This window comes from Sanguibacter biliveldensis, from assembly GCF_033798665.1.
In the GTDB taxonomy this organism is placed as follows: domain Bacteria; phylum Actinomycetota; class Actinomycetes; order Actinomycetales; family Cellulomonadaceae; genus Sanguibacter; species Sanguibacter inulinus.
The window spans coordinates 4053851-4072833 of the sequence record NZ_CP138359.1 but is presented as its reverse complement, the minus strand read 5'-3'; the positions used below and the strand labels follow the sequence as shown (position 1 = coordinate 4072833).

18 protein-coding genes are annotated in these 18983 nt (G+C 72.9%); 8 read left to right on the top strand and 10 right to left on the bottom strand.

The window, feature by feature from the left end; genetic code table 11:
* The first annotated feature begins 227 nt into the window (after positions 1 to 227).
* A complete protein-coding gene (locus SANBI_RS17705; protein WP_319157402.1) occupies positions 228 to 1463 on the top strand; it encodes an HdeD family acid-resistance protein in 1236 nt (411 codons plus the stop codon).
* A gap of 95 nt (positions 1464 to 1558) precedes the next feature.
* Here the strand turns inward: SANBI_RS17705 and SANBI_RS17700 are convergent, their stop codons facing one another.
* Positions 1559 to 2281, bottom strand: a complete 723-nt coding sequence (locus SANBI_RS17700) for a RibD family protein (RefSeq protein ID WP_319157400.1) — start codon at positions 2279 to 2281, stop codon at positions 1559 to 1561.
* Between the two features lie 276 nt (positions 2282 to 2557).
* Between SANBI_RS17700 and SANBI_RS17695 the strand changes: the two genes are divergently transcribed.
* The gene (locus tag SANBI_RS17695; protein WP_319157398.1) at positions 2558 to 3136 is read left to right on the top strand and encodes a TetR/AcrR family transcriptional regulator; all 579 of its coding nucleotides are present in this window, start codon (positions 2558 to 2560) and stop codon (positions 3134 to 3136) included.
* Here the strand turns inward: SANBI_RS17695 and SANBI_RS17690 are convergent.
* Entirely contained in the window at positions 3129 to 3965 is an 837-nt protein-coding gene (locus SANBI_RS17690; protein ID WP_319157397.1) for a CPBP family intramembrane glutamic endopeptidase, read from the bottom strand. The genes SANBI_RS17695 and SANBI_RS17690 overlap by 8 nt on opposite strands.
* A gap of 94 nt (positions 3966 to 4059) precedes the next feature.
* Entirely contained in the window at positions 4060 to 4455 is a 396-nt protein-coding gene (locus SANBI_RS17685) for a hypothetical protein (protein WP_319157395.1), read from the bottom strand.
* 190 nt (positions 4456 to 4645) lie between these two features.
* Between SANBI_RS17685 and SANBI_RS17680 the strand changes: the two genes are divergently transcribed.
* The 4 genes from SANBI_RS17680 to SANBI_RS17665 are packed head-to-tail and all read left to right on the top strand — an operon-like array spanning position 4646 to position 7528.
* Entirely contained in the window at positions 4646 to 5368 is a 723-nt protein-coding gene (locus SANBI_RS17680; RefSeq protein ID WP_319157393.1) for a hypothetical protein, read from the top strand.
* Positions 5365 to 5670 (top strand): transcriptional regulator, encoded by a 306-nt coding sequence (locus SANBI_RS17675; RefSeq protein ID WP_056127059.1) that lies wholly within the window; start codon positions 5365 to 5367, stop codon positions 5668 to 5670. Before SANBI_RS17680 ends, SANBI_RS17675 begins: the two co-directional genes overlap by 4 nt.
* Entirely contained in the window at positions 5667 to 6755 is a 1089-nt protein-coding gene (locus SANBI_RS17670; protein WP_319157391.1) for an ABC transporter ATP-binding protein, read from the top strand. Before SANBI_RS17675 ends, SANBI_RS17670 begins: the two co-directional genes overlap by 4 nt.
* Entirely contained in the window at positions 6752 to 7528 is a 777-nt protein-coding gene (locus SANBI_RS17665) for an ABC transporter permease (protein WP_319157389.1), read from the top strand. The genes SANBI_RS17670 and SANBI_RS17665 overlap by 4 nt, the downstream gene beginning before the upstream one ends.
* Positions 7529 to 7567: 39 nt before the next feature.
* Here SANBI_RS17665 and SANBI_RS17660 read toward each other — a convergent pair whose 3' ends face one another.
* The 4 genes from SANBI_RS17660 to SANBI_RS17645 all read right to left on the bottom strand — a co-directional run bounded on the left by SANBI_RS17660 (position 7568) and on the right by SANBI_RS17645 (position 13440).
* A complete protein-coding gene (locus SANBI_RS17660) occupies positions 7568 to 10132 on the bottom strand; it encodes a heavy metal translocating P-type ATPase (RefSeq protein ID WP_319157387.1) in 2565 nt (854 codons plus the stop codon).
* 131 nt (positions 10133 to 10263) lie between these two features.
* Positions 10264 to 12402 carry an MSCRAMM family protein gene (locus tag SANBI_RS17655; protein ID WP_319157386.1) on the bottom strand — a complete coding sequence of 713 codons (2139 nt, stop codon included), beginning with the start codon at positions 12400 to 12402 and terminating at the stop codon, positions 10264 to 10266.
* A gap of 331 nt (positions 12403 to 12733) precedes the next feature.
* Positions 12734 to 13036: a heavy-metal-associated domain-containing protein gene (locus SANBI_RS17650; protein ID WP_056127068.1), complete on the bottom strand. Its 303-nt coding sequence runs from the start codon at positions 13034 to 13036 to the stop codon at positions 12734 to 12736.
* A 122-nt stretch (positions 13037 to 13158) separates the two neighbouring features.
* A complete protein-coding gene (locus tag SANBI_RS17645) occupies positions 13159 to 13440 on the bottom strand; it encodes a metal-sensitive transcriptional regulator (RefSeq protein ID WP_319157383.1) in 282 nt (93 codons plus the stop codon).
* A gap of 190 nt (positions 13441 to 13630) precedes the next feature.
* On the opposite strand from SANBI_RS17645, the gene SANBI_RS17640 reads away from it, so the two are divergent.
* Together SANBI_RS17640 and SANBI_RS17635 are read left to right on the top strand one after the other, a co-directional pair.
* Positions 13631 to 13870, top strand: a complete 240-nt coding sequence (locus SANBI_RS17640; RefSeq protein ID WP_056127071.1) for a hypothetical protein — start codon at positions 13631 to 13633, stop codon at positions 13868 to 13870.
* A 137-nt stretch (positions 13871 to 14007) separates the two neighbouring features.
* Positions 14008 to 14796 carry an HdeD family acid-resistance protein gene (locus SANBI_RS17635; RefSeq protein WP_319157380.1) on the top strand — a complete coding sequence of 263 codons (789 nt, stop codon included), beginning with the start codon at positions 14008 to 14010 and terminating at the stop codon, positions 14794 to 14796.
* A 117-nt stretch (positions 14797 to 14913) separates the two neighbouring features.
* Here SANBI_RS17635 and SANBI_RS17630 read toward each other — a convergent pair whose 3' ends face one another.
* The 3 genes from SANBI_RS17630 to hemL all read right to left on the bottom strand — a co-directional run bounded on the left by SANBI_RS17630 (position 14914) and on the right by hemL (position 18900).
* Positions 14914 to 16479, bottom strand: coding sequence for a hypothetical protein (locus SANBI_RS17630; RefSeq protein ID WP_319157378.1), 1566 nt, complete (start codon positions 16477 to 16479; stop codon positions 14914 to 14916).
* On the bottom strand, positions 16461 to 17447 hold the full coding sequence (locus SANBI_RS17625; protein ID WP_319157376.1) for an ABC transporter ATP-binding protein: 987 nt from the start codon (positions 17445 to 17447) through the stop codon (positions 16461 to 16463). The genes SANBI_RS17630 and SANBI_RS17625 overlap by 19 nt, the downstream gene beginning before the upstream one ends.
* A gap of 124 nt (positions 17448 to 17571) precedes the next feature.
* The gene (gene hemL, locus SANBI_RS17620; protein WP_319157374.1) at positions 17572 to 18900 is read right to left on the bottom strand and encodes a glutamate-1-semialdehyde 2,1-aminomutase; all 1329 of its coding nucleotides are present in this window, start codon (positions 18898 to 18900) and stop codon (positions 17572 to 17574) included.
* Positions 18901 to 18983: the final 83 nt, after the last annotated feature.

The following is an 18983-nucleotide window of genomic DNA, read 5'->3' as shown; positions in this document are numbered from 1 at the left end:
GGTGGCCAGACAGTCCCGGCGGGTGCCACGTCCCTCCTGCCTGGTAGCCCGTCGCCCCGCCCTCGGTGCTGTTGTCGACGCTGCGTGCGGGAGGCGTCGCGGGTGCCGTTGCCTGAGCGTGCTGGGGCTCGCGGACCTACGATGACGCCAGACGGCGCGCCGCTGGTGGCGCGCAGACGATCCGGCTCCCCAGCCGGCGTCGACCACACGAGCTCACGAGGTGCACCATGGCACGGACCACAGCGACGAAGAGCACCCCGGGGGGTGCGGGCGCAGACGGCGGGACGCAGGGGATCGAGCTGCGCAAGGCACGCGGGCTGTGGATCATGCCGCTGATCCGTGGGCTGCTGCTCGTGCTCCTCGGTCTGCTGCTCATGGTGCAGCCTCTCGGAACCCTCGACCGCCTCATCATGCTCTTCGGCGTGTTCCTGCTGCTCGACGGTGTGGTCGCGGCGGTCCAGGGGCTCGTCAACCGTGACCAGATCGGCTGGCGCTGGTGGTTGGTCCAGGGGGCCGTCGACGTCGTCTTCGCCGTGCTGGTCCTCGTGTGGCCCTCGGCCACGGCGCTCGTGCTGTTCTACCTGCTCGTGGTCTGGACCCTCGTGCTGGGTGTCGCGGCGATCGCCGGTGCTGTCGCCCTGGTCCGCAACCGTGACCTCGGCTGGCCGTGGCTGCTGACCATCGGTCTGCTGTCGACGCTCTTCGGCTTCTTGCTCGTCACGCGCTCGCAGGACGCCTCGGCTGCCCTCGAGCTGGTGACCGTGGTCTTCGGCATCTACGCCTTCGTCAGCGGAGCCGTGCACATCGTGTCGGTCTTCGCGATCCGGTCCGTGGCGCAGGAGATCGACCGTGCGCTCACAGGCCGCAGCCTCGTGGTCGACGCGATGGCGGCCCGCCAGGTGGCCGCCCGTGAGGCCGCCGAAGAGCGTGCCGAGGCGAAGGCCGCGGCCTCAGCCGAGAAGAAGGCCGAGAAGCAGGCGGCCAAGGAGCACGGGCGCGAGGGCGACCGTGCAGCGCGCGACCGCAAGGTCATCCACCTGCCCGACGGCTCGGAGGAGCAGCACGGTTCCGGCGCTCCCGGGGCTTCCGGCGCTGTCGGCACGGGCGGGACGGCCGGTGCCGCGCGCACCGGCGAGACGTCCGCGGAGGCCCACGACCGTCGGCTCGACGACGAGCGCGCCGCGGCGGGCTTCCCCGACAGCCCCGGGATCGTCGAGGCCCCGCACCCCGTCGTCCTCGACGACCAGGGCTCGGGCCGCATCCCGGCACGGACGGACCGGGACGGCGGTGCGCAGGCGCCGACGCCGACTACGCCCGCACCCGCACCCGCTGCCGACGACGAGGTCTTCGACGTCGCCGCGACCGGCGACGACCAGCCTCGGACGACCTCGAACCCTGGGACCTCCACCACCGGCACGACTGGTAGCCAGAGCCCCGAGGACGAGGCACCGCCCCGCGCCTGACGAGGCGCCGTCCCACGTCCGACGAGGCGCCGTCCCACGTCTGGCCCAGCGTCACCCCGCGCCTGGCCAGGCGTCACCCCGCAACCGGCCCGGCGTCAGCCTGCGTCGGGCACCAGCCCTGCGTCTGGCCCGAGCGTGACTCGCAAGAGGGGCTGGCCCGCGCCGTCACCCAGGACCCTGACGTCACGCAGGACGAAGCTCTCGGGCAGGTTCCCGACTCCGAGGTCCATGGCCCCCACGATCCCGCCGACCGAGAGCTCGGGGCTCACGTGGGTGACGACCTCGTCGACCAGGCCGGCCCTGAGGAACTCGGACGCGAGAGCGGGGCCGCCGTCGAGCAGCACGTGCCGACCGCCGAGGTCGTCGATCGCCTGCAGCGCGAGGTGCGGGTCGCGCGTCGCGAAGTGCAGGGTCCGGCCGGGTGCGTCGAAGACCGGCAGGCCCGGGTCGAGGTCGCGCGTGCCCAGCACGACACGGAGCGGCTGCCGTGCGGACGGCGTCCCGTCGGGGTCGAGGACGGCGAGCGACACGTCGTGCGCGAGGACGGCCCAGGTGCTCACGACGAGGGTGTCGGCGGCCGAGCGGAGGGCGTCGAGGTCGGGGGCGGGCGTGCCGTGGTCGACGACCCAGGTGACGAACGGGCGCCCGGGACGCGTGTCGTCTCCCGGGTGCGGGGCGCGCATCCGAGCAGCAGCCTGCGGGGCCGGGGGGGCCGGTGCGGTCTTGCTGTCCCCGGCGCGCAGCGCGTCAGTCTCGGGGGTCGTGCGGAGGTGCGTGGACGGTGTCGGGGCCCCGGTGTCGGAGGGCTCGGCGCGCATGGTGGTCTCCGGTGTCGTGCGGCGACCGTGCTCAGGCGCACCGTTCGCCCCTGCAGCATGGTCGACCAGTCTGGTCAGTCTGGCTCTTGATCGACCAGAATGGTCAGTCTATGAGGCGCGCCGCGGACGGCGTCGTGGCCCGTGGCAGTGATCTGCACCACCGCGCGCGCCCCCCGGTGGACCCCAGGCGTGGAACGGCTGCGGTTGTCCGGGAAGGTCGCGGGCGAGCGCCGCCGCTCCCCGTGCGAGTTCTCCGTCCGCCCGTAAAATGAGTCGATGCCACGCAGGACGACGACGGAGACGACCGAGGCGATCCTCGACAACGCCGCGGGGCTCCTCGCGTCGCTCGGGCCACGGGACCTCTCGGTCCAGGCCGTCGCCGACGCGACCTCCCTCGCCAAGTCGTCGATCCTCTACCACTTCGGCTCGCGTCAGGGGCTGCTCGACGCCGCCGTCCAGCAGTGCGTCCGCGAGGCCGTCGGTCTGACCGAGGTGACGGGAGACGACCGCGCGCGCCTGCGTGCCCTCGCCGAGCTGTCGCTGAGCCGCCCGGGGTGGATACGTCTCGTCATCGCCGGGGTCACCAACCTGCACGGGACCGAGGTCGCCGCGGGTCTGCGCCCTGCCATCGAGGCGCTCTACGGGCTCTTCGGGGTGGACATCGAGAACCCTCTCGCGGACCCTGACCGCGCGATGCGCGTGACCGGGACGCTCGGCGCGCTGGCGATCTTCGTCATCGACGCCCCACCGCTGCTGCCGCCGGCGGCCAGGCTCCAGGCTGTCGAAGACGTGTGCGCGGGCATCCTCGAGGCGGGTCGGGGCCGTACGGCTGGCACCGCCGTAGCGGTCAGCTGACGCCGAGGGCCCTGAGCCACGCGTCGGGCAGCAGCGCGTACCCGACGAAGGCCACGATGTCGAGGATCGTGTGGGCCACGACGAGCGGCATCACGCGACGCCGTCCCCACCGTGACTGGTAGAACCACGCGAAGACGACGCCCATGACGACGTTGCCGAAGAACGGCCCGATGCCCTGGTACAGGTGGTAGGAGCCGCGGATCAGGGCGCTCGTGACGATGATCTTCACGGTGCCCCAGCGCAGGTCGCCGAGGCGTTCGCTGAGGTAGGCCACGACGATGATCTCCTCGAGCAGGCCGTTCTGCAGGGCCGCGAGCACCAGGACCGGGACCGCCCACCACGTCGAGTCGAGGGCGGCGGCCTGCACCTCGACGGTGATGCCCAGGGCCCTGCCGGCGACGTAGAGCCCGAGGCCCGGGATGCCGATGACCGCGGCGAGCCCGACGCCGTAGCCCACGTCGCGCAGCGGGCTGGTGAGGTCGAGGCCGATGCGCCGCAGCGTGCCCGGCCCGCGGGCGGACAGCAGGAACAGCGCGAGCGCGACGGGGACCAGGTTGAACCCGATCGACAAGACCTGGAAGGTGAGGTCCAGGTAGGGCCGGACCGACTGGCTGGCGTTGAGGGTCGCGGACTGGTCGCGCAGCGCCGTGTCGGCGGTGAGCCGGGCGATGATCCGCACGATCGCGTACACCCCGGACTGCCCGAGGCTCAGCCCGAGCAGGATCCAGACCTCGACGCCGATGCGTCGGCGCTCGTGCCGGGTGAGCGGTTCGAGCTGGGCTGTCGCGGAGGCGCCGGTCGGCTCGGTCGGGTCGGGCTGGTCAGTCATGGACCGGTTATAGCATCGCGCGCCGCGTGCAGCCTGGGCTGCGGCCGGCGGCGCTGGCAAGCGGCGCGGGAAGAGAGCCCGAGGGGAGCGGCGATCAGCCCCGGTTCTCGCGACGCTTCGACAGGACCATGAGCCCGATCCCTGCGAGCAGCCCGAGCCCACCGCCGACGACGATCCCGGTCCACGGGATCCCCTCGGAGTCGTCGTCCTCGGCCGCGGGCGTCGTGGGACCGGTGGGGGAGATGCCTGGCTCGGGGGAGGCGTCGGCGGGGAGAGGTCCCATGCGGGCGGCTGCCGGCGCGGCGGCGAGGGTCGAGGCGGTCGGAGCGGTGCTGGAGATCGCGACACCCACCGGGCTGATGCTGACAGCACCTCTCTCGGCGACGGGCGCTGGGGCCGCCAGGGCGCTCGGGGTGCCCGCGAGCAGCAGCAGGGCGCCGAGGGCGACCGTCACGAAGAGCGGGCGGGAGGTGCGTCGTCGACCTGGCATCGCGCCAGCCTATCTGCCGAGCGTGACCAGCCTGCTCCGTGCCCGTCCGTCCACGCCGGGGGGTCGGTTGGTGCGCTCGGCCCTGGTCTGCCGCACCCGGCCTCGTTCCTCCGCGGGTCTTGCTGCCTGCGCGCCGCCGTGCCACACTGACAAAGTACTTTGAACCGCAAACCTCATCGACGGAGTCACCATGACCGACGACGGCACGTCTCGACCCTCAGGCGCTCCCGCAGAGTCCCCGCTCGACGCGGCCGAGAGCCTGCGGATCATCGCCGCGCAGACCGCGAAGGTGCGGTCCAGGGAGCCCGACTCCCGGCTGATCTTCGCAGCGTGGGGCGTGGCCTGGCTCCTGGGGTATCTCGCGCTCTACCTCACGGCTACGGGCCGCGTCGGGCAGCCGCAGGTCACCGAGGGCTTCTCCCTGCCTGCGGGGTGGGCCTTCGCGGTCTTCGCTCTCTCGATCATCGCGGCGATGGTGTTCACCGTCGTCCACAGCACCCGGGCCAACGCGGGGATCAAGGGAGTCTCGGTGTCCTTCGGGGCCATGTACGGATGGACGTGGTGCCTCGGCTTCGTCGCCATGTCCGTCATGCTCGGCGGGCTCGCGCGAGCCGGTGCCGGGCCCGAGGTCATGGCTGTGGCCTCGAACGCCTGCTCGTGCCTGCTCGTCGGCGTCCTCTACATGGCGGGCGGGGCGTTCTGGCAGGACCGCCAGCAGTATGCGATCGGCGTGTGGATCATCCTCGTCGCCACCGTGGCGGTCTTCACGGGCTTGCCGCAGACCTATCTCGTCATGGCTGTGCTCGGGGGCGGCGGGTTCTTCGTCGGGATGGTGCTCGAGCACCTGCGCCGCCGCCGCGACCCCTCCGCCGGTGCCGGCTTCGCGGTGGCCGGGCGGCCGGTCGGCGCATGAGCGAGACCGGCCTCGACCCCGTCATCCACGCGCAGGCCCGCCTGCGCGTGGTCGCGACCCTCGCGGCGCTCAGCCCGGGGGACCGCATCTCCTTCCCGCGGCTGCAGGACCTGCTCGACATGACCGCCGGGAATCTGTCGACCCACCTGCGCAAGCTCGAGGACGCGGAGTACGTGACGATCCTCAAGACCCACGAGGGTCGCAAGCCCGCCAGCTACGTCGAGCTCACGCCGCTCGGCCGACGCGCCTTCGAGTCCTACACGGCGTCTCTGACCGCACTCCTGAGAGGGACCGCACCATGAGCCAGCCAGCCCAGCCAGCCCAGCCAGCCCAGCCAGCCCAGCCAGCCCAGCCAGCACCTCCTGCCCAGCCAGCACGCTCTGCGCCGCCGATCATCGAGGTCAGCGGCGTCACCCGCCGCTTCGGCCCGGTGGTCGCCCTCGACGACGTGTCCCTGCAGATCGCCCCCGGCGAGCTCGTGGGCATCCTCGGCCCGAACGGTGCCGGGAAGTCCACCCTGCTGTCCCTCGTCTCGGGCCAGCGCAAGCCCGACTCAGGAACCGTGCGGCTCTGCGGTCTCGACCCCCGCGACGCGGCCGCCCGCACCTCCCTCGGCCTCACGCCCCAGGAGACCGGGCTCCCCGCGACCCTCAAGGTCCGCGAGGTCGTCGACTACATCGGCGGGCACTACCCGGACCCCGTCCCGACGGCCGAGCTGCTCGAGCAGTTCGGGCTCGGCGAGCTCGCCGGCCGCCAGACCGGTGGCATGTCCGGCGGGCAGAAGCGCCGCCTCGCCGTGGCACTCGCCCTCGTCGGACGCCCGTCGGTGATCCTCCTCGACGAACCCACGACGGGTCTCGACGTCAACGCCCGCCAGGTCCTCTGGCAGGCGATCCGCGACTACCACGCGAGCGGCGGGACGGTGCTGCTCACGAGCCACTACCTCGAAGAGGTCCAGGCCCTCGCCGAGCGGGTGGTCGTGGTCGACCAGGGCGTGGTCCGGGCCGACGACACCATGGACGCGATCCTCGAGCAGGTGGGTGTGCGGCGCGTCGTGCTGCACAGCGCAGGTCTCGCGGTGCCAGGCGCCGCCGAGACGCGCTTCCCGCAGGTCACCCGCGTGCAGGTGTCGGGCGACAGGGTCGAGCTGTTCTCGCCCGACGCCGACGGCTTCGTCCGCGAGCTCGTCGCGAGCGGGATCGACTTCCACGGCCTCGAGGTGCGCGGGGCGACCCTCGAAGAGGCCTTCGAGCAGATGGTGGCCGCCCCGACCGTCAGGCCAGCCGGCACTCGAGCCGTCAGCCCCTCCGGCAGTCCCGCTGTCAGACCCACCGGCGCTCCCGCCGTCAGACCTGCCGCCGCACCCGCCCGAGGAGAGCAGCGATGACCACCACCCGGCCCCGGACCCTGTCGACGGCGCGCCTCACCCGGCTGCACCTCAAGTACCAGTTCCTCGAGACCGTGCGCGTGCCGATGGCCGTCTTCGGCAACCTGCTGTTCCCGGCGCTGTCGATGTTCTTCTTCGTGGTGCCCCAGCCCTACGTGGCCGACGACCCCGTGGCCTCGACGATGGCCGTCGCGTCGCTCGGGCTCTTCGCCATCTGCTCGGCGAGCCTGTTCACCTACGGCCTGGGTGTCGCGGAGGACCGCGCGCTGCCCTTCGACCCGTTCTTGCGCTCGATGCCGGCGGGTCCCGCGCCGCGGATGCTCGCCCGGGTGCTCAACGGCGGGATCTTCTCTCTGTTCGGGATCGTCCCGCTCGTGCTCATCGGGTGGCTCTTCACCGCGGCGACGGTCACGTGGGGCCAGCTCGCACTCGGGGTCGTGGTGCTGCTCGTGGTCTCGGTGCCCTTCGTGCTGCTCGGCATGGGGATCGGCTACTCGCTGCCGGCCAAGGCGGCGCTGCCCGTCGTGCAGCTCGTGCTGTTCCCGCTGGCCTTCGCCGGTGGGCTCTTCATGCCACCGCAGTTCTTCCCCGACTGGTTGTCCGTCGTCTCCCAGGCGACCCCCACCCGCGCGGGCCGCGACCTGCTGGTCGGCGCCCTCACCGGAGCCGACGTCTACGCCGGCGCCTGGCCCGTGCTGCTCGGGTGGACGGCGCTCTTCGCAGCCCTCACGGTCTGGGCCTACCGCCGCGACGAGGGCCGCCGCTTCCGCTGAGGAACGTCAGCGCGCACGCCCGAAGGCTCGGCTCCCCGCTCAGCCGGCGCGGCGCAGCCGCAGGGAGTTGCCGACGACGATCACCGAGCTCGCGGCCATCGCGGCACCGGCGATCATCGGGTTGAGCAGCCCGAGGGCTGCGAGCGGGATCGCCGCGACGTTGTACGCGAAGGCCCAGAACAGGTTCTGCCGGATGATCCGCAGGGTCTGGCGGGACAGCCGGATCGCTGTCGCGGCGCTGCGGAGGTCGCCCCGGACGAGGGTGATGTCGCTGGCCTGGATCGCGACGTCGGTCCCGGTGCCCATCGCGAGCCCGAGGTCCGCCCCGGCGAGGGCGGCGGCGTCGTTGACACCGTCGCCGACCATCGCGACGACCCGACCCTCGGACCGCAGCCGGGCGACGACCTCAGCCTTCTCCGACGGGACCACCTGCGCGACGACGTCGCTGGCGGCGATCCCCACCTGCTCGGCCGCGACGCGCGCAGCACCAGGGTTGTCGCCGGTCAGCAAGATCGGGCGGAGCCCGAGGTCCTTGAGCTCCGCGACGGCTTGGGCCGACGACTCCTTGACGGGGTCTCGGAGCACGACGACCCCGCGGGCCGCTCCGTCCCACGCGGCGACGACAGCCGTCGCCCCGCTGCTCTCGGCCTCAGCGACGGCGTCCCGCAGCGGCCGCTGGTCGTCACCGTCGACCGCCATGCCCTGCTCGGCGAGCCACGGGAGCCGCCCGACGAGCACGCGCGGCGACAGGTCGAGCCCAGAGTGCGCGACCCTGACGACACCCGACACCCCGCCGCCCGCGGCGCTCACGAAGTCGAGCACCTGGTCGGACCCGACGACGAGGCCGTCACCGCCGACGGCCGCGACGTCCGGACTCAGCCCGGCCTTCTCCTGCTGCGCCGCAGCGGCGATCGCCTGCGCGATCGGGTGCTCGCTCAGAGCCTCGACGGCTCCGGCGAGGCGGAGCGTGCTGTCGTGGCCGACGACCTGCTCGACGACCATGCGTCCCTGGGTGACGGTCCCGGTCTTGTCCAGGACGACCGTGTCGACGCGGCGGGTCGACTCGAGGATCTCCGGGCCCTTGATGAGCACGCCGAGCTGCGCGCCGCGCCCGGTGCCGACGAGCAGGGCGGTCGGGGTGGCCAGGCCGAGGGCGCAGGGGCACGCGATGATGAGGACCGCGACAGCGGCTGTGAAGGCCGCCTGGGTGGAGTCACCCCAGACCATCCATGCGGCGAAGGTCGCCAGGGCGACGACGAAGACGACCGGGACGAAGACCGCCGAGATCCTGTCGGCGAGGCGCTGCACGGGGGCCTTGCCGGTCTGAGCGGCCGAGACGAGCCGGCCGATCTGCGCGAGGGTGGTCTCCTCGCCCACGCGCGTCGCGCGGACGACGAGGTGGCCGGAGGTGCTGATCGTCGCTCCGGTGACGGGGTCGCCCGGGCCGACATCGACGGGTACGGGCTCGCCGGTGAGCAGCGACGCGTCGATCGCGCTCGTGCCCTCGACGACGACCCCGTCGGTCGCGACCTTCTCGCCCGGCCGCACGACGAAGAGGTCGTCGGTGCGCAGGGACTCGACAGGGACTCGCTGCTCGACGCGGCGACCTGAGTCGTCTGTCGTGAGGACCACGACCTCCTTGGCGCCGAGGGCGAGCAAGGACCGCAGTGCGTCGCCGGCGCGGCGCCGCGACCTGTGCTCGGCGTAGCGGCCGGCCAGCAAGAAGGTGGTGACGACGGCGGCCACCTCGAAGTACAGCTCGGGGCCCGTCATGGCCGCGTGGTCGGCGGCTGGGAAGAGGGTCGGCGTCATGCGCATGCCGATCTCACCGGCCCCGCCGAGGAGCAGCGCCCAGAGGGACCAGGCCGTCGCCGCGACGACGCCGACCGAGACGAGGGTGTCCATGGTCGACGCACCGTGCCGCGCAGCGCGGAAGGCCGCGCGGTGGAAGGGCCAGGCCGACCAGGTGACGACAGGCATCGCGAGCACGGCGACGACCCACTGCCACCCGTCGAGCTGGAGCGCGGGGATCATCGAGAGCAGGACGACAGGGACCGACAGGACCGTCGAGACGACCAGCCTGCGCCGCAGGTCTGCACCACGGTCGGGGGTCGGCGCCGAGGTGTCTTCACCCTCGACCATCACGTGCCCCTCGGCCATCGAGTGGCCCGACAGCGCCATCTCCGCGGAGGAGTGGTCGTGTGCTGCGGGTGCGTGCGTTGCGTGCGTTGCGTGCGGCGAGTGCGACGTGCCGGGCGCGTGCGCTGCGTCAGGAGCGTGGGACATGTGCGCTGTGCGGTGCGCGTCTGGTGCGGGGGCTGCGGCTGCTTCACCACCAAGCCTGCGCCGCCCGGTGACGCGCGCGTCGTAGCCCGCCTTGGCGACGGCCGCGACGAGCTCTGCCTCGTCGACGTCCTCGTCGAGCACGACGTGCGCGGACTCGAGCGGCAGGTTGACCGTCGCCACGACCCCGGGGAGCCTGTTGAGCCGCTTCTCGACGCGAGCCACGCACGAGGCGCAGGTCATGCCGCTGACGGCGAGGTCGATCTCCGCGACGGGCTCGCGGTGGTCCTGGGTCGGGTGGTCGGTCGTCGTGCCAGACATGTCAGCTCCTCGGCGGTGCAGGGTACTTCTCTCCCTCCACCATACCCCTAGGGGGTACTATGTCCAGGTGTGCTGGGTCACGCGAGGGACCACAGAGGGTCGCCCCTCGAGACCTCGGCGCCTGTCGACGGTCAGCGCGCCGCAGCCCCCCGCCGCCGGACTGCCAGCGTCCCGGCACCCACGACCAGCAGGAGTGCCGCGACGGCGAGCGGCGCCGTCGGGTCGGACCCTGTCGTCGGGAGCCTGCCGCTGTCTCCGCCGGTCCCGGTGCCGCCGGGCGGCACGGCGCCCGGCGCCGTCGTCGGTGCCCCGGTCTCAGGGGCGCCCGGCCCGCCGGACGGCTGGCCCGAGGGCTCGGCCGTCGGCTCTGCCGTCGGAGGTGCTGTGGGCTCTGCGGTCGTCGGCTCGGGGGTCGGGACCGCGGCGAGCACGAAGCTCTGGTCGACGTAGACCTCGCCGGCGGCCGTCACGGTCACGGTCACGCTCTCCGGACCGGCGACCGTGTACCCCTCAGGCGGGACCACGCTGACGGTGTACGTCCCCGGTGCCAGCTCGTCGAGGGCGTAGGCGCCCGACGCGTCGGTCGTGAGCGTCCCCGGGCCCCCGGGTCCCTCGACCCGGAGGTCGACGCCGACGAGCGGTGTCCCGGCCTCGTCGGTCACCTGCCCGCTGACAGCGCCGAGGACGGCGAGGGCGAAGTCGACGTCGGTCACGTCGGTGCCCCCGACGGTCTCCTCGCGCGTGCCGGCGCCGAGCACGACGTACCCCGCGGGCGGGTCGACGGTCACCGACCACGCACCCGGGGGGAGGTCGCCGAAGCTGTAGCTGCCGTCGAGGGCGGTGAGCGTCTGGAGCGTCGCGCCACCGGGGCCCGTCGCGGTCACGAGGGCGCCGGGGACGGCTGTGCCGGAGGCTGTCACCGCACCCGAGAGCGAGACCTCCGGGGCGGCCTGCAGCACGAAGTCCTGGTCGGTCACGGGGGCCTCGGAGTCGGGCGGGACCGTGAAGGTCAGGGGCGGGGTCAGCGCTGTGTACCCGTCGGGGGCGGTGACGGTGACGACGTGGTCGCCCACAGGCACCGAGTCGACGAGATAGCTGCCGTCCGACAGGGTGACGACGGTCTGCGGTCCTCCGGGGCCCTCGACCGTCACGGCGACACCTCCGAGAGCGAGCCCGTCGGCGTCGCGGACTGTCCCGCTCACGGCGGCCGGGATGATGTCGCGGACCGTGAAGTCCACGGCGCTCGCGTCGGTCGTGGAGAGGTCGGCCGGGAGGCGGACAGGGCTCGTGGCGATGCTGCCGTCGGGCGCGTCCAGCTCGACCTGGTAGCCGTCGGTCGCCGTGAAGCCCTCGAAGGAATAGCTGCCGTCGGGGCCCGAGAAGCTCGTCGCGAGCGTCTCGCCCGCCGGTCCGAGCAGGGTCAGCGTCGCGCCCTCGAGCGGGCCCTCGGCGCCAGGGGTGACGTCGCTGACGACGCCGCTGACGTCTCGGGCGAGTGCCGCGAACCACGTCTGGTAGACGGGGAACCCGGCGCGCCGGGTGAAGGTGAGCGTCAGCGTCGAGACGGGTGCCGACGGCTCGAACCATCCTGCCGAGCCCGAGGTGTCGATCGCGGCGGCGTTGCCGGTGAGCGTGCGGGTGGTCGCGTCCCAGGAGGGGACGTCGGTCGTCACGCCTGTGCACGAGGGCTTGCCCGCGAGGCCGGGGGCGCAGTAGTTGAACCCGCCCTGGTACCCGAGCTCGGTCGCTGTCAGCAGCCGGCCGTCGGCTCCTGTCGCGGCGACCTGGACCTGGTCGGCGTCGATGTCACCGAGGACGAAGGTCCAGCCGCTCGCCGGGGTCGGCCTGTCGAAGGTGTAGGTGGTCGTCGAGGCGCCTGTCGACGAGTCGACCCGGGGCCGGAGGTTGAGGTACTGCTCGTCGCGGCTGCTGCCGTAGCGCTGCCCGACCGGCGTCCCGGCGCTCAGCCAGGTCGTCGCGCCCGAGATGACCGCGACACCTCCGCCGCGGGAGTCCGAGCTCATCTGGGACCCGGGGAACCCGCCGGCGAGCGGTGCGACGGAGGTCGACCAGCTGCCGGGACCGCCGTCGAGCGGTTCCCAGTCGGCCCATCCCGTGGTGGTCGCGGCAGATGCCGGTGCCAGCACCCCGCCGGCGACGAGCCCGCCCGAGAGCGCGACGGCTGCCGCGGACAGGACGGCCACGAGCCGGGGGCTGCGGCGTCGCGCGCGGGGAGCGGGCTGTCGGGCGGGCTGGTGGCGCGGTGCCATGTGCGGTCCTCCGGAGGCGTCGTCGCCGTCCGGCTGCGCGGGCGCGCCCCCCTGGCGATCAAGTCAGGAGGAGATCCGCTCGGCCAGGCCAGCAGGCGGAGTCTTCACCCGCCCACCATCGTCGACGACTGTGACGCGGATCGCATCTCGAGGTCGCGTCAGGCCGTGCTCGGCGAGCGGCCCTGGTCCGGCTCAGGGCGAAAGGGGCCCGACGCCTGCGGACAGATGACGACGGGCCTGCTCCCGCGAGCAGCAGGGGGAGCAGACCCGTCGACGCCGCCCGTCGTGCACGACCGGACGGGTGGTCACGCGACCACGTGGGACGCCGGCGTCAGGCCGGGTCGCCCTCGTAGAACTCTTCGCGCTGCTGGTGCTGCTCCTTGCTCTGGGCGGCGAGGCCGTCCACCTCGACGTCGACCGAGGCGGTCTCGTACCCGGCTTCGGTGACGGCCGCGCGCAGCGCGCTCTCGTCGAGGGGCTCGTGGGACAAGATCGTCACCTCGGAGACGGCGTCCTTGCGCAGCTCGACGCTGATGCGCTCGACTCCGTCGACGCCTTCGAGCTCTTCGGTGACCGACGAGACGCAGTGGGCGCAGGTCATCCCCGGCACTCCGAGGGTGGTGATGGTCGGCATGGTGGCTCCTTGTTCGGTGGCGGGCTGGGCGTGGGTCGGGACTGCTGTGGTGCGGTCCCGGGAGGTGGGGTGGGCCGTCGCGGTGAGGGGATCGTCCCGCTGGCGGTCGGGGAGGTCCGCTGTCAGCTGCGGACGAGCCGCGCGATCGCGTCGGCGGCCTCGCGGACCTTCGCCTGGCCCTCCTCGTCGGAGGACTGTGCGGCCTGCACGACGCAGTGGCCGAGGTGGTCTTCGACGAGCCCGAGGCTCACGGCCTGGAGCGCCTTGGTCACGGCGGAGACCTGTGTCAGCACGTCGATGCAGTAGGTGTCTTCCTCGACCATCCGCGCGATGCCGCGGACCTGGCCCTCGATGCGGCGCAGCCGCTTGAGGTAGTCGTCGGTGGTGCCGCTGTATCCGGCCATGGGTGCTCCTTCGTGCGTCGACATGACGGTCGGCCGGGGCTGAGGTGCCCCGGGGACCGTGCCTACCATGATACCCCCGCAGGGTATGAGGTGACCATGGGGCGTGCTCTTCGCCCGGCACCGGGCCGTCGTCTCAGCAAACGCGTCGCCCGGCACCGGGCCGTGGTCTCAGCAGAGTAGCCTTCCTCGCGTGAAGACCCTCAAGGCGTACTTCGGCCTGACCGACGACGGGACCCGGGTCGGGCCCGGCACGTCGATCGGCATCTCGCTCGCGCTCTCGATGCTCGTGAGCATCGGGCTGCGCTTCGTCATCCCGGGGGCGAGCCCGGTCGTCCGCCTCGTGCTGTGGTTCGTCGTCATGCTCGTGCTGTTCCGCTGGGCGGCGTCCAACGCCGAGAAGCAGCGTCAGCGGCGCCGCGGCGGTCGCTGAGCCGCAGCGAGCGGCCCGGTCTCCCCGCGACCAGCGCAGACACCCCGTCGGGGACTGGCGCGCGAGGCCCGTCTGCTCCACGATGAGCAGCAGGGCACCGTCGCCAGGTGCTCGTCCCTCAGACCGAGGAGCTGACCATGTCCGAGACGATCATCCCCACCTTCGCTTCTGTCGCCCGCCAGGTCTGGTACTGGACGGTGATCCGAGGGGTCTTGGCGGTCGTCTTCGGCGTCGTCGCCCTCGTCGCGCCCATCTCGACAGCCGTCTCGCTCGCCGTGGTCGTCGCGGTCTTCGCGATCGTCGACGGGCTCTTCGAGATCGTCGACGGCATCCGGCACCGCTCGACAGGTGGAGCGGGTCTGCGGATCCTGCAGGGGGTCCTGACCCTCGCCTTCGGTGTGGTGCTCGTCGTGTGGCCGTCCATCACGGCCCTCGCGATCGTCTGGACCGTAGGGATCTGGGCTGTCGTCGTCGGTGTGATCCAGCTGGTCGTCGCCCTCTCCCTGCGCAAGGTCGTGCGGAGCGGCTGGGGCTGGGGCGTGGTCTCCGGCCTGGTCTCGGTGATCTTCGGCGTGATCGTCGTCGCCCGCCCCTCGGCCGGGCTCGTGTCGATCATCTGGGTGCTCGGCGTCTACGCGCTCATGCTCGGGGTGCTGCTCATCGGCTTCGGCCTCCAGGTCCGCAGGCTCGCCCGCGAGGTCGACTCCCGGACGCAGACGAGCCCGACAGCGAGGTCCGAGGAGGCGGCGAGGCCCGAGGAGACGGCGAGGTCCGAGGAGCGGGCCGGGGCTCCGGCAGGCGCCCACCGCGCACCTGGCGAGCCCGTCGAGACGTCTCCAGCGAGCGAGACGTCACACGTCGCGAGCCACCTCGCGGACCCCGCCGACCAGCCGTCGCAGGGCCGGTCGGCCGAGGCTGACCGCTGAGCCGAGTGCGTCGCTCGTCAGCCGGCCCTGCCTCTCAGCCGGCCCTGCCTCTCAGCCCGCTCGGCCTCTCAGCCGGCCCTGCCTCTCAGTCCATGCATCTCTCAGACTCCCCACCTCTCACGCCAGCGCCGTGACCTGCTCCATGAGGTCGGTGCTCCGGGCGTCGTACACGCGCGACCCGATCCGCACGCCGACGACGAGCAGCACGGTCCCGAGCGCCACCCCGACCACGAGCGTCGCCCACCCGAGGGCCGCGTTCCCCGTGACCAGCGACGCGATCCCGAGGCCGACGTGCGGGAGCGTCAGGGCGGCGAGCACCGCGGCCCCGGCGGTCTGCACGAGCAACGTGGCCGTCGTCGCGCCCTGGGGCGTCGCGAAGGCGCTCTCGCCGTGCTTGGGCACCGGGTAGACGAATCGTGCGGAGGCCACGCTCGAGACCCCGAGGGCTGTGAGGTAGGTGCCGAGCGTGACGCCTGCCGCTGCGGGCAGGGTGTCCCAGCGGTCGAGGTACCAGACGGAGCCGACGAGGTACACGAGCATCAGCGGCACGGCGATCACCGAGACGGCGACGACCCGGCCGAGCCGGTCTGCGCGGCCGGGCACCCCGGTGACCACGTGCAGCCAGAAGGCCGTGCTGTCGTAGGAGACGTCGGCGGAGATCGCCCAGCCCATCGAGAAGGCCGTGAGCGGGCCGAGCAGCAGGAGCGTCCACCACGTCTGGTCGGCGACCGTCGTCCCGAGGCCGAGGAACACCGGGAACAGCGGCAGCACGACGAGCGAACCGATGTACCGCGGGTCTCGGCGCCAGTACGTGAGGCACCGTGCGGCGACGGCACCCGTGGGCGTCCAGCCGAAGCGCCCGAACAGCCCGAGGCCTGTCATCCGGCGGGTGGTCGTGGTGGTCCCGCCGCCGGTGAGCGTCCTGTCGAGGGCCCATCGCCAGAGGGCCACGAGCGCCGCGAGGGTCATGAGGGCGACGACGAGCCGGGCGACCGCGACGAGGGGCTGACCGCCGGCCACGGCGTAGGGCACGCCCCACGCGGCACCGACCGGGGTCCAGGCGAGGACGTCGGCGACGGAGTCGAGCGAGCCGCGGCTGACGGAGCCGAGCACCTTCCCGCCGAAGACGACCAGCAGGACCACGAGCACGACGAGCAGGGTGCTCGCGACCTCGCGGAACCGCCGGGTGGCGCGCAGCGGCGCGACCGCGGAGGTCAGGGCCCTGGACCCGACGACGCAGGTCGCGACGGCGAGGGCGACGCCGAGGACCGCCGTGAGCAGCGCCGGGACCGACCCGCGCCAGACCACGAGGCTGCCGGCGGACGCCAGGAGCGTGACGATCCCGGGGACCCCGACCACCCCGGCTGCGGCCAGCCCGAGCAGCAGGTCGCGCCGCGAGATCGGGAGCAGCGCGAGCTTGCGAGGATCGAGGGTCGAGTCGATGCCGAAGGTCACGAGCGGCAGCAGCCACCACCCGAGCACGGCGACGGAACCCCCGGCGACGACGACGGTCTGGGCTGTCGCGGGGTCGTCGATGCTCAGCGCGAAGAGACCGGCGACGAGCGTCAGCAGGACCGTGGCGCCGTAGAGCGCCGCGAAGGCGAAGCCGACGATCTGCCAGGCGGAGCGCTTGAGGAGGTTGCCGAGGAGGGTGAGGCGGAGCCTTACGAGCTGCGCAACCACGAGAGGCCCTCTCCGCTGAGCTGTCCGCCGGCGAGCTCGACGAAGCGCTCTTCGAGGCTGCGTCCGGCGCGGACCTCGTCGACGGTCCCAGCGGCGCGTACCTGTCCGTCGACGACCACGGCGACGTGGTCGCACATCCGCTGGACGAGGTCCATGACGTGCGAGGACACGATGACGGTCCCACCGCTGGCGACGTAGTCGGAGAGGATCGCGCGGATGTGGCTGGCCGAGACGGGGTCGACGGCCTCGAAGGGCTCGTCGAGGACGAGGACGCGGGGCGCGTGGATGAGCGCGGCGGCGAGCGTGACCTTCTTGGTCATGCCGGCCGAGTAGTCGACGACCAGGGTGTCGGCGGCCTCGCGCAGGTCCAGGACGCCCATGAGGTCTGCGGTGCGGCTCGCGACGGTCTCGCGGTCCATGCCGCGCAGCAGGCCGGCGTAGGTGACGAGCTGGGTGCCGGTGAGCCTGTCGAAGATCGCCATGCCGTCGGGCAGCACGCCGAGCAGCCGCTTCGCCTGGACAGGGTCGGTCCACATGTCGACGCCGCAGATGGTCGCGGTGCCCGCGTCGGGGCGCAGGAGCCCGGTGGCCATCGAGAGCAGCGTGGTCTTGCCGGCACCGTTAGGTCCGACGAGCCCGTAGAACGAGCCCGCGGGGATGTCGAGGGAGATCCCCGCGACGGCGACCTTGTGCCCGAAGGTCTTGACGAGCCCGCGGAGCGACACGGCCGGAGAGCCGTAGGCGGGCGCTGGCTCGGGCACCAGCGCAGGCGCATCCCCGTGCCCGGCCTCGGCCGCTGGTACCGGCGCGTGACCGACCTTGGCCGCTGGCGCCGGCGCCGTGGCTGACGAGCCTGGCAGAGCCGTCGCTCGTCCCTCGCCGTCCGGCGGTGCGACGGACGCCCCTGGGGCACCGTCTCTCGCAGAGGGTGTGACGATCGGGTCCTGAGGCTCGGTCGGCGAGGTCATGCGACCAACCTAGCGGCTTGCCCGTCGTCGATCACCCGGGACGGACGTGCGAGAACCCGACGTCACCGCAGGCCAGGGACGGCGGCGTGCCGTGTCGTCTCGTCACTGACCGGTGCGGGCCGAGTCAGCGCCTCGCTGCAGCCGCAGCCTTCGCGGCTCCCGGCAGCGCGTCGAGGATCCGTCCGACGGCGGTGTCGTCGTGCGCGGCCGACACGAACCAGGCCTCGTACACCGACGGCGGCAGGTTGACGCCCGCGTCGAGCATGGCGTGGAAGAACGCCGGGTAGCGGAAGGTGTCGGAGGCCTGGACCTGGGCGTAGGTGCGGGTGCCGACCTCCTGGGCGAGGTCGCCGAACATCACGGAGAACAGGTTGCCCGAGCGCTGCACGCGGTGCGCGACGCCCTCGGCGGAGAGTGCTGCGCTCGTCGCGTCGGCGATCGTCGTGGAGACCTCGTCGACGCGGGCGTAGACGGAGGCGTCGGCGGCGGCGAGGGTCGCGCGGCCGGCGGCGACGGCGACGGGGTTCCCGGAGAGGGTCCCGGCCTGGTAGACGGGGCCGAGGGGAGCGAGCAGGTCCATGAGGACCGACGGTCCGCCGATCGCGGCGACGGGCATGCCGCCGCCGACGACCTTGCCGAAGGTGAAGATGTCCGGGGTGTAGCTGGCGCCGAGGGTCGACGTCTCGTAGCCCCACCAGCCGCTCGCGCTGACCCGGAAGCCTGTGAGCACCTCGTCGAAGATCAGCAGCGCGCCGTGCGCGGTGGTGATGCGGCGCAGGCCCTCGTTGAAGCCGGGCAGCGGCGGGACGATCCCCATGTTGGCCGGTGCGGCCTCGGTGATGACGGCGGCGATCTCGGAGCCGCGCTCGGCGAAGACCTGCTCGACGGCCTCGAGGTCGTTGTAGGGGAGCACGAGGGTCTCCGACGCCGTCGCCTCGGTGACACCTGCCGACCCGGGGAGGGCCTGGTTGGCGACACCCGACCCGGCCTCGGCCAGGAGCGAGTCGACGTGCCCGTGGTAGCAGCCGGCGAACTTCACGATGAGCGGACGACCTGTCGCGCCGCGTGCGAGCCGCACCGCGGTCATGGTGGCCTCGGTGCCCGTCGACACGAGACGCACGTGCTCAGCGGCGGGGACGCGGCGGCGGATCTCCTCGGCGAGCTCGACCTCGCCGAGCGTCGGTGCACCGAAGGAGAGGCCGCGGGCGGCCGCCTCCTGCACGGCCTCCACGACAGCGGGGTGGGCGTGCCCGAGCAGCGCCGGACCCCACGAGCAGACGAGGTCGACGTACTCGGTCCCGGTGACGTCGCGGATGTACGGACCGGAGGCAGACGACACGAACCGCGGGTCCCCGCCGACCGAGCCGTAGGCGCGGACGGGGGAGTTCACCCCGCCCGGCAGCACGAGCCGTGCGCGCTCGAAGGCCAGGTGGTTCGCTGCGTCGTCGTGCATCGTCAGGTCCGTCCAGGAGGGGATGGTGTGCGTGACCTCCAGGCTACGGGAGTCGCCTGATTCCGGAGCGTGCGGGACGCTGC

What these genes read in the sequence shown, in the direction of transcription:
- SANBI_RS17705 (WP_319157402.1), top strand. Translation starts at nt 228, where the DNA reads ATGGCACGGACCACAGCGACGAAGAGCACCCCGGGGGGTGCGGGCGCA.
- SANBI_RS17700 (WP_319157400.1), bottom strand. Translation starts at nt 2,281, where the DNA reads ATGCGCGCCGAGCCCTCCGACACCGGGGCCCCGACACCGTCCACGCAC.
- SANBI_RS17695 (WP_319157398.1), top strand. Translation starts at nt 2,558, where the DNA reads ATGCCACGCAGGACGACGACGGAGACGACCGAGGCGATCCTCGACAAC.
- SANBI_RS17690 (WP_319157397.1), bottom strand. Translation starts at nt 3,965, where the DNA reads ATGACTGACCAGCCCGACCCGACCGAGCCGACCGGCGCCTCCGCGACA.
- SANBI_RS17685 (WP_319157395.1), bottom strand. Translation starts at nt 4,455, where the DNA reads ATGCCAGGTCGACGACGCACCTCCCGCCCGCTCTTCGTGACGGTCGCC.
- SANBI_RS17680 (WP_319157393.1), top strand. Translation starts at nt 4,646, where the DNA reads ATGACCGACGACGGCACGTCTCGACCCTCAGGCGCTCCCGCAGAGTCC.
- SANBI_RS17675 (WP_056127059.1), top strand. Translation starts at nt 5,365, where the DNA reads ATGAGCGAGACCGGCCTCGACCCCGTCATCCACGCGCAGGCCCGCCTG.
- SANBI_RS17670 (WP_319157391.1), top strand. Translation starts at nt 5,667, where the DNA reads ATGAGCCAGCCAGCCCAGCCAGCCCAGCCAGCCCAGCCAGCCCAGCCA.
- SANBI_RS17665 (WP_319157389.1), top strand. Translation starts at nt 6,752, where the DNA reads ATGACCACCACCCGGCCCCGGACCCTGTCGACGGCGCGCCTCACCCGG.
- SANBI_RS17660 (WP_319157387.1), bottom strand. Translation starts at nt 10,132, where the DNA reads ATGTCTGGCACGACGACCGACCACCCGACCCAGGACCACCGCGAGCCC.
- SANBI_RS17655 (WP_319157386.1), bottom strand. Translation starts at nt 12,402, where the DNA reads ATGGCACCGCGCCACCAGCCCGCCCGACAGCCCGCTCCCCGCGCGCGA.
- SANBI_RS17650 (WP_056127068.1), bottom strand. Translation starts at nt 13,036, where the DNA reads ATGCCGACCATCACCACCCTCGGAGTGCCGGGGATGACCTGCGCCCAC.
- SANBI_RS17645 (WP_319157383.1), bottom strand. Translation starts at nt 13,440, where the DNA reads ATGGCCGGATACAGCGGCACCACCGACGACTACCTCAAGCGGCTGCGC.
- SANBI_RS17635 (WP_319157380.1), top strand. Translation starts at nt 14,008, where the DNA reads ATGTCCGAGACGATCATCCCCACCTTCGCTTCTGTCGCCCGCCAGGTC.
- SANBI_RS17625 (WP_319157376.1), bottom strand. Translation starts at nt 17,447, where the DNA reads ATGACCTCGCCGACCGAGCCTCAGGACCCGATCGTCACACCCTCTGCG.
- hemL (WP_319157374.1), bottom strand. Translation starts at nt 18,900, where the DNA reads ATGCACGACGACGCAGCGAACCACCTGGCCTTCGAGCGCGCACGGCTC.